The organism is Pedobacter sp. Leaf132 (assembly GCF_920984695.1).
In the GTDB taxonomy this organism is placed as follows: domain Bacteria; phylum Bacteroidota; class Bacteroidia; order Sphingobacteriales; family Sphingobacteriaceae; genus Pedobacter.
In genome coordinates this window covers 397,970-412,261 of record NZ_CAKLBO010000001.1, presented here as the reverse complement: position 1 = coordinate 412,261, position 14,292 = coordinate 397,970, and the positions used below count along the sequence as shown (strand labels likewise).

Below are 14,292 nucleotides of genomic sequence, written 5' to 3'. Positions count from 1 at the left end.
CTATATATGTACCCACCATCCGCAAGGTAAAGCCAAAAACTTATTCATAAATTCATTTACACCTTTCAACTCCTCATTATTTTTGAATACGGAGTAAAGATTGTTATTGATATGAACTCCGGTTGCATACCAACCTTCATTTCTGAATTTCGCTAGCATATCTGCCTTATGTTCGCAAAGAATGCCAAAAACCCAGTAATTCGGTTTTGTCTGAGGTGTTAATTTAACGCAGGAAACATCTTGCATCTCTGCTATCTTCTCATACCACTTTTCAGCATTGCCCCGTTGCTTACTTAAGAGCGAAGGGATTTGATTCATTTGCATGTAGCCGATATATGAAGTTAATTCACTCATTAATGCACCGTACCCTTCTACTTCAATATCACAACTATCGCTGATTTCGCCTAATTGATTTCTGAATTTCGATCTGTCGATACCATAGTCTCTAATCTTTTGAGCCTTTTTAAACAATTCTTCATTATTAAAAGATATGGCTGCCCCATCAATTGTATTTGGTAATCTTACGGTTTGAAAGGAAAATACAGACATATCTGATAATAGGTTTCCAGTTTTTAAACCGTTATATTCAGAACCAAATGCTTCAATACAGTCATCAACCACATATAAACCGTGCTGTTTGGCGATGTTGCTGATCTCCGTAATATTACCCAAGAAACCACAAAAATGATTGTGAAAAATAGCCTTAGTTTTGCTCGTAATCCGTTTTAAAACATCTTCCGGACACATACTTCCAGTTAAGGGGTCAACATCTGCCCAGATAACATTTAAGTTTTTGACCACGAATGGCTGGTTAGATGCTAAGCAACTTACCGGCGAAGCAATAATTTCATCACCAGGTTTTAAATCGAGTATAGACAACGCCATTAGCATGGCGTGATTATAAGAGCTTACCGTTACAATTTTGTCGTTATCGATATACTCAGAAAGTTGTTGTTCGAATAATTTTCCATATTTCCCATAGGCTAAATTTCCAGAATATAAAATTTCTTGAATTTCTGGCATGATACCTTCGGGCATGTATGGCTTGAAGACTGGAATCATTACCAACCGGATTTAATTAAAGAAATCATTTTATCACAATCTGTTTTATTTACCCACCAACCACATGGAAGGTGAACCATTTTGCTGTAAAATTGATCAAGATTAGGTAAATTTGCCGGGTAATCGTTTAAAAAGGTATGCAAATCATTTCTTTTATGAAGTTCTGAGGCCATAATCCCATTATCCGCCATCATTTTAATAAACGAATCTCGGTTATCAACCTTGATGGTATAAAGCCAATACGAAGCCTCCGTGTTTGGATAATATTGAATTAATTCGACACCTTTAACATCCTTTAATTGCTCATCCAGGTATTTGCCATTAGCAATATATGTTTGCACCAGGTCTTCGATGCTTTCCAGCTGAACTAATCCAATAGCTGCATTAACATTGTTCATATGATACTTGAAGCCTTGTATGGTAATGTTATTATCCATCCGGCTAAGTTTTTTATCTAAACCGAACCAACGGATAAGTTTACCCTTCTCGTACATTTCTTTGTCCTGTATTTGCAAAGCCCCGCCATCTATGGTGGTTAAATGTTTAATTGCCTGAAAGGAATATACTGTAAAAGGAAAGTGGTTACCAGTTCTTTTACCCTTAAATGTTGCACCCAGTGCGTGAGCAGCATCTTCAATTACAGGTATGTTATACTTAAGAGAAATTGCCTGAATCTTTTCGACATCCACCGAAATTCCGGCGTAGTCAACAACAATAATAGCCTTTGTTTTAGAATTAATGGCCCCTTCAATAGCTTCAGCTGAAATATTTCCGGTCTCCAAATCAACATCCGCCCACCTCACATTTGCGCCAACCATCTTAATCGCTACATTCGTTGGCTCGGCAGTTAGTGCCGTGCTAATGACTTCATCTCCTGCCGTAACACCAGCCAAAATTAAGGCAATATGCAGTGCGGCAGTACCAGAATTGAGTGAAAGTGTATGGCCGGAACCAATGTATTCTTCAAATTTTCGCTCAAATTGCTCAACAATTTCCCCTTGAGCAACATAACCGCTATATAAAACTTCTTCAAGCTTGGGAATCAAAATTTCCCTTGGCGGAATCGCTGTTTGTACTAATGGTAACATGCAAATTAATTTTGATGTGAAGCTAATTCTTCCTTAACGTAATCTAATGTCAATAGCAGTTTCTTCAACTCCTCAACATCCAGCCTTAAGGTGTTATCAGAGTTGTATTCGTCGTTAATTAACTTAGGGCCATCTTCCTGTATGTATTTCGTATAATTTAAATCTCTAAAATCTGCAGGCACCCGATAAAATTTACCTAAATCTTCTGCTTTAGACATTTCTTCCTTGGAGCAAAGTGTTTCATACATCTTTTCTGCATGTCTTTCTCCAATAATTTGAATTTCATTGCTTGCATTAAATAATTCTTTTAATGCCTGAGCAAGCACGTGAATCGTAGCGCCTGGAGATTTTTGCACAAAGATGTCTCCTGGATTTCCATTGGTGAAAGCGAACATCACCAATTCTACAGAATCATCTAATGACATCATAAAGCGAGTCATATCAGGATTTGTGATTGTTAATGGTTTGCCTTCTTTGATTTGTTTGATAAACAATGGAATAATTGAGCCCCGAGAACACATCACATTTCCATAACGAGTGGCGGTGAAGACAGCATTGTTATTTTTTACCCTCAGATCACGGGCTTTAGCAATTGTCATCTTTTCCATCATCGCCTTTGATATACCCATAGAATTAATTGGATATACAGCTTTATCTGTACTTAAAACAACAACACGCTGAACTTTATTTTTAGCGGCAGCCTCGAGTACATTTTCTGCACCTAAAATATTTGTCTGAACAGCTTGCATTGGATAAAATTCGCAGGAAGGAACTTGTTTTAATGCAGCAGCGTGGAAAACAAAATCAACACCGTTCATTGCATTGTTAATACTATTAAAATCCCGAATGTCGCCAATAACAAAGTTTAGTTTATCATTTTTATATTCGATTCTCATGTCTTCCTGCTTTTTCTCATCACGAGAAAAAATTCTAATTTCTTTTAAGTCAGAATTTAGGAATCCCTTTAACATGGCATTTCCAAATGATCCTGTTCCACCCGTAATAAGAAGTGTTTTATCTTTGTACATATTTTTATTCTAAAATTCTTTTGAATATATATTTTGTTGTTAATGCGAGGCCTATTAAAAAACCAAATAGCACGCCACCTATAACTGTTCCTTTAACCTTACCGAGCCTAACTATTTTGAGGGGATAAACAGGCTGATCGATAACTTGTATCAATGGAGTTTCTCTTAGCAAAGACATTTTAGTCAACTCTAAATTTTTGACCATCTCAGCGAGTATAGTTTTATTTGTCTCTGCAGAAAACTGCGACCTTTGTGCTGGGGCAGCTCTCTGAATCTGTCTTGTCGGATTTAAATTAGGTGTGGCATCTGCCACTGCAATTGCTGAATATATTGCTCCATTCATAACAGCTCTTACCGAATCAGTTTTATGCTGTAGAATTCGTACGTTTTGTAATGTCTTTTTTGTCTTAGTATTAACATAAAATTCGTTTACATTTCTAACCAGCTGATCGTCGAACGCTTTTGCAAATATTTCATCTTTGGCTCTGACATCAACTTGAATAGTACTCAATTTTTTATCTGGTTTTGCAACGAATAAGTATTCACGATTTAAATTTGTGACAATGGCCCCTAATATACTATCCCGTAAACGGTTGGGTTTAAGGCTGGGGAAACCATCTTGCATGCTATCTGCTTGAAAGTTCAGCTTTAAAAGCTGTGGTTTATCAGCCCATTTTTCCCTCAGGGAGTTGAACGCTATAAAACGATCGATTAACAACTGATCTTTTCCGTTGATTTGAACTGTAGAGAGCAATGTCTTCTCGAGCATCGCTCTCGATTTATATAAGCTCAAAATGTTCTCTCCTTGAAAAATTCCTCCACCAGAACCCCCTAAATCTACACCAGCCATGGATGCTAAACCGGCTAAATTTCCTAAGCCTCCACCTCCTTTTTCATCCTCCAGCACAAATGTAGTAGTAGCAGTATACTTTGGTGTTTCAGAAGTTGCGTAGAAAAACCCTATGGCACTGCCAATTAAAATAGATGTTATAATAATTATCCATTTAGAAAGCAAATAACGCCACCATAGCTGCCCTTTGATGATTAACTCTTTTAAAGAAATTTCATCGTTTTCTATACTTTTAGATTGTTGACTTTCAGTTGTCATTGTGTCTTTTTTCGTTGCCATTTATCATTAGCGCCTCAAGGATTGCTTGTATTTACCTTCATGCTCAAAAGCTTTAATCTCGTTAAACCCACCACAAACGTCACTAAGTGAAGTAAATTACTTAAAATTAAATATTAGAAAGGTAAGTTATCTTAACAGACTCACAATAATTGCCCCTAAAGAAGCCAGACCCGTCCCGATTCCAATCCAGGCAGCTGGGGTCAATCGTTCTCGTTCAGCACGCTTAGGGACCAAAATCTCAGCGCCCGGCCTCACCTTAGGATAGTTATTAAAAAACAAGAAACTTCTGGCACCTTCGACGGAACCATTTGCGTATTTTACGTAAGCTCTGGCCTTTAAAGCATTAGCAGTAAATCCACCGGCTCCATTCACATATCCTTTGAAACCTTTTCCTTTTCTAAAAACAATGTTATTGGGATTTAGCACTTCTCCACTCACCCTGACTGTTTGCAATTGTTTAGGAATTTTAATAACATCCCCGTCTTCAAGTAGCAGATCATTTCTTTTTCCAGCATACTTTAATATCTTGGTTAAATCGATCCCGACCATGTCTGAGGTAATAATCTGCGCTTGCCTGCTAAAATTGCTTGTATCGGCGCCGGATTGAGTAACTCTTTTTAAATTTATAATCCTAGCCTGCTCTTCTTTCTTTCGCTCTTTCAATGCCTCATCGTTATTGCTCGCAGCCGCTTTATCATTCTTAAAAGTGGTTGTATCTACCCCTGGTCTTCTCAAAGAAGCGCCATCTGTATATGCCATCGCAGTCAATCCACCTGCACGCCTAATTAAATCAGAAATTCTTTCGTTTTTATTTTTTATTGTGTAAGTACCTGGGAACAACACTTCGCCTTCAATTTTCACCTGTTTTTGTACCACATAGCCTTCTGCACTTCTTACAGAGACAATATCAAAAGGCTGGAGTATAAAGGTAGTATCAGACAATAATTTTAAATTTTTATCAATGTTGATGGTAAAAACATCAGCTGTACTTGCTGCAACGGATTGAACATTACTATTGCCAACGCGTCTTGAAATTTCAATACGATTTGGGGAGGCACCTTCCTTAAACCCACCTGCCATTTGTATCGCATCTTCAATACTCATATTTTCTGCGTAACGGAATTGATCAGGCTGCCTCACTTCACCTTGCACCGTAACCTTGTATTCATCCCTTAAATCAAAAATCGAAGAAATGGTAATCCTATCTTCTCTTTTTAATAGAATATCTGGCTGAGTACCATTCATGATGGCTGCCACATCAAAAGGCTCCAGTCCTAGGGTATTATCGGGATTTAAACGGCTGATGTAACCGCGGTTCATAAAAGCATCTTCTTTTAAGCCGTCTGCTTTTTGAATCAATTGCTTCAAGGTCATGCCTTTTTCCAATTCAAAATATCCAGGCCTGAATACTGCACCAGAAATTTCTACCCTATTTTCAAATCTATCTAAGATAGGTTCAACAAAAAACTTATCGCCATTTTTAGGAATGTATGTGCCGAAATCAGCTGCAAAAATATCGGTGATTTTTCTTTCTCTTGAAGTGTTCTGGAAAACCTTAACCGCTGATTGATAGGCGATGTTCGAAAAGCCACCCGCAAAATCCAAAACATCCTGAAAACTTTCGCCTTTCAGGGTTTCGAATATGGCCGGATTTTTAACTTCACCCACTAGCTCTACCCTGTTTTCATAAACCGGAACATTAATCACGTCCTGGTCCTGTAAACGAATATTGCCACGTTGCATACCGTTGATAATTAAATCATAGAAATCGACAGTTGCTACCACTTTATTACTTCTCACCACCTGAATTTTACGGTAAGAGCCATTCTGGTTTGGCCCGCCTGCTGCATATAATGCATTAAACACGCTGGATAATGAACTCAAAGTATAAGTGCCTGGTTTGGTTACCTGACCATTCAATACCACTTTAATTCCACGAATATTGCCCAAATTAATAGCCAGCTTTGTTCTGCCCGAACGTAATGCAGGGTACGTCCCAGAAATTAAAGATCTGATTTTTGAACGGGCCTCTTCAATACTCAAGCCGCCAACTTTAACCAAGCCAACATATTCTATTCTAATCGAACCATCCGGACTAACCTTCAAATCATAGTTGGCTTCGTTATCACCTGTAATATCGATTAATAATTGATCATCAGGACCAATAACATAGCCTGCTGGTGTTGCCATTCTTAAATTTGGCTCAAAAGTGATATTGGTATTTTTAAATAATTCTGAACCAAATATCTTAGGTTTTAAATCATCAAAGGCTTTATCAATTAACTCTTGTTTAGTGGGCTGTGTGATAGAGGTGCTATCGCCTCCGCCAACATACTGTCGATCGGTTCTTACTGCTGAACCACTACTATTACCTGTATTTGAAGATTTAACAGACGAAGCAGCCGTTCCACCTTGCCTGATTTTTTCGACTCTAGTACGCAGTTTTGCAATTTCTTCAGCTTTCATGCCCTGAGCTGCCGCCATTTGTTCAAGTTGGGCATCACTATAGCCTAACGATTCTGCTCTTTGCATCAATTGTTTGATTTGTGCATCAGATAATTCATCAACTTTTTGGTTGGCAAAATTGCTTTGTGCTAAAACCACCGTATTGGTGAATAATGTAAAGATGAACAAGGATAATAATAGAACTAATTTTTGTTTCATAAATATAGTATTGTCAAGCTTTTTCAGCTTCACTTGTTATTCAAAATAATTTAAGGTTTTAAAACCACCCGATTTAAGATATTCATCTTTTTTCATTAAATGCAAATCGGCAATCACCATATCCCTAACCAAGCCAGGTAAATCATATTTTGGTTTCCAACCTAATTGAGTCTTTGATTTAGTAGGATCTCCTAATAACAAATCAACTTCGGTAGGTCGGAAATATTTAGGATCTACTCTAATTATGGTTTGACCTGGTTTTAAGTTATCAAGATTTAAACCTAAGGCTATTGCCCTTTCTTCCTCAACATAAATAATTACACCTTTTTCATTTTCATCCTTGCCCGAAAATTCAATTTCGATACCAAGCTCCGCAAAGCTCATTCGAACAAAATCACGAACCGTAGTGGTTACACCGGTTGCAATAACAAAATCTTCAGGCTTATCTTGTTGCAAAATCAGCCACATGGCTTCGATATAATCTTTTGCATGGCCCCAATCTCTTTGTGCAGATAAATTACCCAGGTAAAGACAGTTTTGCAAACCTAAAGCGATTTTAGCCGTTGCTCTTGTTATTTTACGGGTTACAAAGGTTTCGCCACGTAGTGGACTTTCATGGTTAAATAAAATACCATTACAAGCAAACATTCCATAAGCTTCGCGATAATTTTTAGTTATCCAGAAACCATAAACCTTTGCAACACCATAAGGTGAACGGGGATAAAAGGCAGAGTTTTCATCATAAAAACCCCTATCATTTTTATTCTCTGGCATCCCGCCATATAATTCGGAAGTAGAGGCCTGATAAATCCTAGTTTTCTGCTCAAGGCCTAAAATACGTACCGCTTCTAAAATTCGTAGTGTTCCAATGCCATCAACATTCGCTACGTATTCTGGCGAATCGAACGAGACCATAACATGACTCATCGCCCCCAGGTTATAGATCTCGTCTGGCTGTGTTTCCTGAATGATGCGGATTAAGTTGGTAGAATCGGTTAAATCACCGTAATGGAGTTTGAAATGAACATTGTTTTCATGCTGATCCTGATAGAGGTGATCTATCCTGTCCGTATTAAAAAGAGAACTTCTTCTTTTAATACCATGAACAAAGTAACCCTTTTTTAACAAAAATTCGGCTAAATATGCACCATCTTGTCCGGTAACACCGGTAATAAGAGCAACTTTCATAAAATTAATTCATAGACATTAAGCCCGCAAACATACGTAATAAATTTTGTGTAAAAAAATACAAGTCAGCGAATCAATTTCAAAAGAAGAGGAAATGCCTACAACCTTGCATCTACAAAATCTCTATCAATAAATGATTTAGTATCGAAGATTACACAACTATTGGCTTTCAGAGCCTTATAATCTATGGTTAAGAATTGTTGATGGGCTACAGCTAAAATCAAAGCATCATAATCGGTACTTTGTAAATCCTCTAGTAGCTGTATCTGGTGTTCTTTTAAAACTGTTGCTTTATCTGCCCATGGGTCATAAACCTCAACATCCACAGAAAATGATCTTAGCTCTTTGTAAATATCTACAACACGGGTATTTCTGATATCGGGACAATTCTCCTTAAAAGCAAAACCTAAAATCAGCACTTTAGCATTTTTGATAACTTTATCTTTTGCCACCATCATCTTAATCACCTTGTTTGCTACGAAAGTGCCCATATTATCGTTTACCCGTCTTCCGGATAATATAACTTCGGGTTTGTAACCTAAAGACTCAGATTTATGTGCAAGATAATAAGGATCTACGCCGATGCAATGACCACCAACTAAACCGGGTTTATAATTCAAAAAATTCCATTTAGTGGATGCCGCAGCTAAAACATCGCTGGTATCGATAGCCATCTTATCGAATATCAAAGCCAACTCATTTACAAATGAAATGTTAACATCACGCTGGGCGTTTTCAATAGCTTTGGAAGCTTCTGCAACCTTTATACTTGGTGCAAGGTGTGTACCTGCCGTAATGATGCTGGAATAGAGCGCATCAATTTCAACTGCAACCTCCGGAGTGGAACCAGAAGTAACTTTTTTAATTTTGGTAAGGGTATTTATTTTATCGCCAGGATTTATGCGTTCGGGCGAATAACCGCAAAAAAAATCTACATTATACTTTAAACCGGAGATTTTTTCTAAAACCGGCACACAATCTTCTTCAGTACACCCAGGGTAAACTGTAGATTCATAAACGACAATATCATCCTTTTTTAAAACAACACCTAACATCCTGGAGGCAGATAATAGCGGTGTTAAATCTGGTTGTTTCAGGTGGTCGATGGGCGTAGGTACGGTAACAATATAGATGTTGCTATTGCTAATGTCAGGGAGGCTGCTGCTAAATTTTATTCCGTGTTCACTAATGGCTTTTTTCAGTTCAGCTAAATCGGCTTCTTTTGTATGATCATTCCCTTCCTCTAACTCTTTAACACGCTCTTCATTAATATCAAAGCCTATCACCTCATATTTTTTGGCAAACTCAAGGGCCAAAGGCAATCCAACATAACCTAATCCAATGATGGCAATTTTTTTAGTCTTATCCATTTAACTGATGTATTGCGGATAAAGGTAATTAAAATCATCTATCCAGTTTTATTTGATTGATTAGCCCTTCTAAATAAAATTGTTACGTTTCTTCAGATACCAATCTAAGGATATAAAAGTTGGATTTAAAATACCCACTTAAAAGCACAACAAACTAACATCCTAATTGAAGTAGCATAGGCTGGTAAAATTTGTACAACCCTGGCAATACTAATGCTTAGCCATTTTTATAATGCACCTCTACTTCTATGCCCTGGCGCCTGGCATAGCAAATGATAGTTGCATAGGCCATTGAAACTTTTGAACAAACTCTAAGTAACCAATAGCCAGACAGCACATCCCCCCGATTTTTCATCGGGCTTGTGCTGCCGTAATATAAGTTTCGATGCGCATAGCCAATACCAGTTGCAAGCCTTGATGTTATATCTTTTTTGTTGTTGTTTTTTTGGTAGGCATGCTTTCGCTGCGCTCAGGTTTGTTTCTTTTTATATCAAGAAAAAAGAAAGAGCCTTGCGGCAAGCAAACAACCCAAAACTTATCCCATAAAAAAAGCCACATATTTAAGGTTAGGTAAATATTGTGGCTCATTTATATGTTTTTTATTCTTTATTTAATCTGCTTCAGCAAATAAGCGCCATAACCACTTTTAACCAATGGCGTAGCTATTGCTTTCAATTGTTCTCCATCAATAAAACCCATGCGATAGGCAATTTCTTCAATACATCCGATTTTTAAGCCCTGACGTTCTTCGATAATCTGAACGAACTGACCTGCCTGCATTAATGAAGTAAAAGTACCGGTATCTAACCAGGCTGTTCCTCTTGATAAAACACCAACCTTCAAAGTACCTCTTTCCAGGTAAACTTTGTTAACATCAGTAATTTCATATTCACCTCTTGGTGAGGGTTTGATCTTTTTAGCAATTTCTACCACTTCATTATCATAGAAATATAAGCCTGGCACAGCGTAGTCTGATTTCGGATTTTCAGGCTTCTCTTCAATAGAGATGGCCTTTTTATTTTCATCAAATTCTACTACACCATAACGTTCCGGATCGGAAACCTGGTAAGCAAATACCACACCGCCCTCTGGATTTGAACTGGCTTGCAATAATTTAGCCATTCCATCACCATGGAAAATATTATCGCCTAAAACTAAAGCAACTTTATCTTTACCAATAAATTCTTCTCCAATAACGAAGGCCTGCGCCAAACCATTCGGTTCTGCCTGTACTGCATAACTGAATTTACAGCCAAGAGCAGCACCATCACCCAATAATTTCTCGAAATTTGGCAAATCGTGAGGCGTAGAAATAATTAAAATTTCTTTAATACCGGCAAGCATTAAAGTAGATAGCGGATAATAAATCATCGGCTTATCGTAAACCGGCATCATTTGCTTACTGCATGCAAGCGTTAAAGGATGTAAACGTGTTCCGCTGCCACCAGCTAAGATTATACCTTTCATTTTTTGAAAATTGGTTATTGAGTATTCTTAATTTTTGAGATACACTCCACCAGGCTATCTCTCCAGTAAGGGATTTCTATATTAAATGTTGATTTAATTTTAGATTTATCCATAACTGAAAAAGCCGGTCGGGTAGCTTTTGTTGGATAAGCTGAACCCGGAATGGGATTGGCTTTAACCTGGGTATTACTGATGTCAAAGATAGCTTTAGCAAAATCAAACCACGAAGTTACGCCTTCATTACTGTAATGATATAAACCATAACGCTCCGAACCCGAATCAATGATATCAAAAATTGTATTGGCCAAGTCGATGGCATAAGTTGGTGTGCCTACCTGATCAGCAATTATACCCAATTCATCTCTTTCTGCACCCAATTTTAACATCGTTTTTACGAAGTTATTGGCATATTCTGAATATAACCAGCTGGTGCGAAGAATGAAATGTTTATCTAAAATAGATACTACAGCTTTTTCACCGTCAAGTTTGGTTACACCATATACATTGATAGGTTTAGCTTCGTCTTCTTCTTTCAGAAGTTTCACCTCAGTTCCCTCAAAAACAAAATCTGTAGAGATGTGCACTAAAGCAGCATCCACAACTTTGCAGGCCCTTGCTAAATTAGCAGCACCTGTTTCGTTTACTGCTTTAGCTAATTCGGTTTCATCTTCTGCTTTATCTACCGCAGTATATGCGGCGCAATTGATAACAAAAGCTGGTTTTTCTCTTTCCAATAGTGTTTTTAAAAGTTCTTCGTTCAGGATATTGGCTTCCTGCTCTACCGGAAATACGATATCACTTATACCTCTACGCTCTGCCACAGTTTTAAGGCATTGCCCTAACTGACCGCCTGCGCCGATTACTAATATTTTACCCATATTATTTTAAGGAAGAAAAAGCATTTAATATTAAGTCTTTATCTGAAATAGATGCCTTATCTTCAGGAATCATCCAGTCTATACCTAAATCCTGATCGTTATACATGATGCCGATTTCAGCTGATTTTTCATAGAAGTTATCGCACTTGTAAAAAAATTCAGCGGTTTCACTTAAGACGGAAAAACCGTGTAAAAAACCTCTTGGTACATATAATTGCAACCTGTTTTCGGCACTTAGTTTTACCGAAATGTGTTTACCAAAAGTTGGAGAACCCGGACGGATATCCACAGCGACATCTAAAACTTCGCCTTTTAGCACACGAACCAGTTTTGCCTGTGCAAATTCACCTGCCTGTGCATGCAATCCTCTGATAACGCCATAAGTAGAAAAAGATTGGTTATCCTGAACAAACTGTCCATTCATACCTGTTTTTTCTTCGAAGGTGTTTTTATTAAATCCCTCGAAAAAATAACCTCTTGAATCTTCAATAACCCTTGGCTTAATAATAAAGCAGTCTTTTAATCCTGTTTCTTGAATCTCCATTATTTATTGCTGTATTGTTGTTCGTAATAAGATTGATAATTGCCTGAAGTAACATTGTTTAACCAATCTTCATTTTGTAAATACCAATCAACCGTTTTAGCTAAACCTTCTTCGAATTGTAAACTAGGTACCCAGTCTAATTGTTTTTGCAATTTAGAAGAATCGATGGCATACCTTAAATCATGACCTGCTCTATCGGTTACATAAGTAATTAATTTAGCAGATTCACCTTTTTCACGACCTAATTTTTCATCCATGATGGTACATAAAAGATTAATTAAGTCGATATTTTTCCATTCATTATGTCCGCCGATATTATAAGTATCACCGGTTTTAGAATTATGGAAAATTACATCGATTGCACGGGCATGGTCTTCAACCCAAAGCCAGTCGCGAACATTTTCACCTTTACCATAAACAGGAACAGGTTTGTTATTTTTAATGTTATTTATGGCTAATGGAATTAATTTCTCCGGGAAATGGTGAGAACCATAATTGTTAGAGCAATTCGAAATTACACAGTCCATACCATAAGTATCATGGTATGCACGTACAAAATGATCTGAACTTGCTTTTGATGCAGAATACGGGCTATGCGGATCGTAAGCGGTGGTTTCCGTAAACATACCTTCTTCGCCTAATGCGCCATAAACTTCATCTGTACTTACGTGATAAAATCTTTTTTTATCGTAATCGCCTTTCCAATATTCGCGGGCGGCATTTAATAAGTTTACCGTACCGATTACATTGGTGATGACGAATGCGGTTGGATCAGCAATCGATCTATCTACGTGGCTTTCTGCAGCTAAATGGATAACCGCATCGAAATTTTCTGTTTTGAACAACTCGTTCATTGCCGAAGCATCTGCGATATCTTCCTTTACAAACCTATAATTTGGTTTATTTTCAATATCAGTTAAATTAGCCAGATTACCTGCATAGGTTAATTTGTCTAAATTTACAATTTCATACTGAGGATAGTTATTTACGAAACGGCGCACTACATGAGAACCGATAAAGCCGGCACCACCGGTAATTAGAATTTTTTTCACGTTGTTATCAGAGATATATGAATTTCAATCTGCTAAAATAAGATAGATATTACACATATACAATTAATTATGTATTAGTAAAGCTTTATAATACTTAATCTCAGTAAAACACAATTCAGCATACCTCTTCGTTACGAGGTACAAATTATTAAACTATTTAAGACACTCTATTCTATCCGTAGATACAGCGTAGCTCAAGTAGGGATAAAGCATAGATAAAGTACTGTAATAGTACTAAATTGAAATTCCTGATTTATGCTACATTGCAGCAACCGATTCTTCCAGCTCTTTATACCATTGCTCACCATATTTACGGATAAGCGGTCCTTTAAGAAAACTGTAAACCGGCACCTTCAATTCCTTACCGAAAGTACAGGCATCATGGCAAATGTGCCACCTGTCGTAATTTAATACATCAAATTCTGGGTATTTAGTTATTCGGATTGGGTAAAGGTGGCAGGAAATTGGCTTCTGCCATGCTACCAGGCCTTGCTCATAAGCCTTTTCAATGGCGCATTTGGTTATGCCATTTTCAAAAAGTACATAAGCGCATTCTTTATTTTTATCCACACAAGGCGTGGTTAGGTCGCCATCTTCATCCACCACATAAGTCCCCTGTTCTTCGATGGCTTTGATACCTTTCTCATTCAGCAGGTGTTTTATTTTTGGATAAATCTCGTCTAAAATTGCAGTTTCATCATTATCTAATGGTGCTCCCGAATCCCCTTCCACACAGCAAATTCCTTTGCACTTACTCAGATTGCAAACAAAGTTCTCTTTTAAAACATCTTCGTGCACCAGCACTTGTTCTACCTCTATCAT

At 37.5% G+C, this 14,292-nt stretch carries 12 protein-coding genes; all 12 read right to left on the bottom strand.

From position 1 onward, the window contains the following. The 12 genes from LUA86_RS01785 to LUA86_RS01730 all read right to left on the bottom strand — a co-directional run bounded on the left by LUA86_RS01785 (position 1) and on the right by LUA86_RS01730 (position 14,292). Positions 1–1,062: a DegT/DnrJ/EryC1/StrS aminotransferase family protein gene (locus LUA86_RS01785; protein ID WP_231458832.1), complete on the bottom strand. Its 1,062-nt coding sequence runs from the start codon at positions 1,060–1,062 to the stop codon at positions 1–3. Further along, positions 1,062–2,150 (bottom strand): DegT/DnrJ/EryC1/StrS aminotransferase family protein, encoded by a 1,089-nt coding sequence (locus LUA86_RS01780; protein ID WP_231458831.1) that lies wholly within the window; start codon positions 2,148–2,150, stop codon positions 1,062–1,064. Before LUA86_RS01780 ends, LUA86_RS01785 begins: the two co-directional genes overlap by 1 nt. A gap of 5 nt (positions 2,151–2,155) precedes the next feature. Continuing rightward, entirely contained in the window at positions 2,156–3,178 is a 1,023-nt protein-coding gene (locus LUA86_RS01775; protein WP_231458830.1) for a polysaccharide biosynthesis protein, read from the bottom strand. 4 nt (positions 3,179–3,182) lie between these two features. Continuing rightward, positions 3,183–4,307 carry a Wzz/FepE/Etk N-terminal domain-containing protein gene (locus LUA86_RS01770; RefSeq protein ID WP_231458829.1) on the bottom strand — a complete coding sequence of 375 codons (1,125 nt, stop codon included), beginning with the start codon at positions 4,305–4,307 and terminating at the stop codon, positions 3,183–3,185. Between the two features lie 126 nt (positions 4,308–4,433). After that, positions 4,434–6,971, bottom strand: coding sequence for an SLBB domain-containing protein (locus LUA86_RS01765; protein WP_231458828.1), 2,538 nt, complete (start codon positions 6,969–6,971; stop codon positions 4,434–4,436). A 36-nt stretch (positions 6,972–7,007) separates the two neighbouring features. Then, a complete protein-coding gene (gene gmd, locus LUA86_RS01760; protein ID WP_231458827.1) occupies positions 7,008–8,159 on the bottom strand; it encodes a GDP-mannose 4,6-dehydratase in 1,152 nt (383 codons plus the stop codon). Positions 8,160–8,257: 98 nt separating this feature from the next. Beyond that, positions 8,258–9,529: a nucleotide sugar dehydrogenase gene (locus LUA86_RS01755; protein WP_231458826.1), complete on the bottom strand. Its 1,272-nt coding sequence runs from the start codon at positions 9,527–9,529 to the stop codon at positions 8,258–8,260. A gap of 606 nt (positions 9,530–10,135) precedes the next feature. Next, positions 10,136–10,996, bottom strand: a complete 861-nt coding sequence (rfbA, locus tag LUA86_RS01750; protein WP_231458825.1) for a glucose-1-phosphate thymidylyltransferase RfbA — start codon at positions 10,994–10,996, stop codon at positions 10,136–10,138. A gap of 14 nt (positions 10,997–11,010) precedes the next feature. After that, complete coding sequence (gene rfbD, locus LUA86_RS01745) at positions 11,011–11,874, bottom strand: dTDP-4-dehydrorhamnose reductase (RefSeq protein ID WP_231458824.1); 864 nt, start codon at positions 11,872–11,874, stop codon at positions 11,011–11,013. Between the two features lies 1 nt (position 11,875). After that, on the bottom strand, positions 11,876–12,418 hold the full coding sequence (rfbC, locus tag LUA86_RS01740) for a dTDP-4-dehydrorhamnose 3,5-epimerase (protein WP_231458823.1): 543 nt from the start codon (positions 12,416–12,418) through the stop codon (positions 11,876–11,878). Further along, positions 12,418–13,470 carry a dTDP-glucose 4,6-dehydratase gene (rfbB, locus tag LUA86_RS01735; protein ID WP_231458822.1) on the bottom strand — a complete coding sequence of 351 codons (1,053 nt, stop codon included), beginning with the start codon at positions 13,468–13,470 and terminating at the stop codon, positions 12,418–12,420. The genes rfbC and rfbB overlap by 1 nt, the downstream gene beginning before the upstream one ends. Positions 13,471–13,728: 258 nt before the next feature. Then, positions 13,729–14,292, bottom strand: a complete 564-nt coding sequence (locus LUA86_RS01730) for a DUF3109 family protein (protein ID WP_231458821.1) — start codon at positions 14,290–14,292, stop codon at positions 13,729–13,731.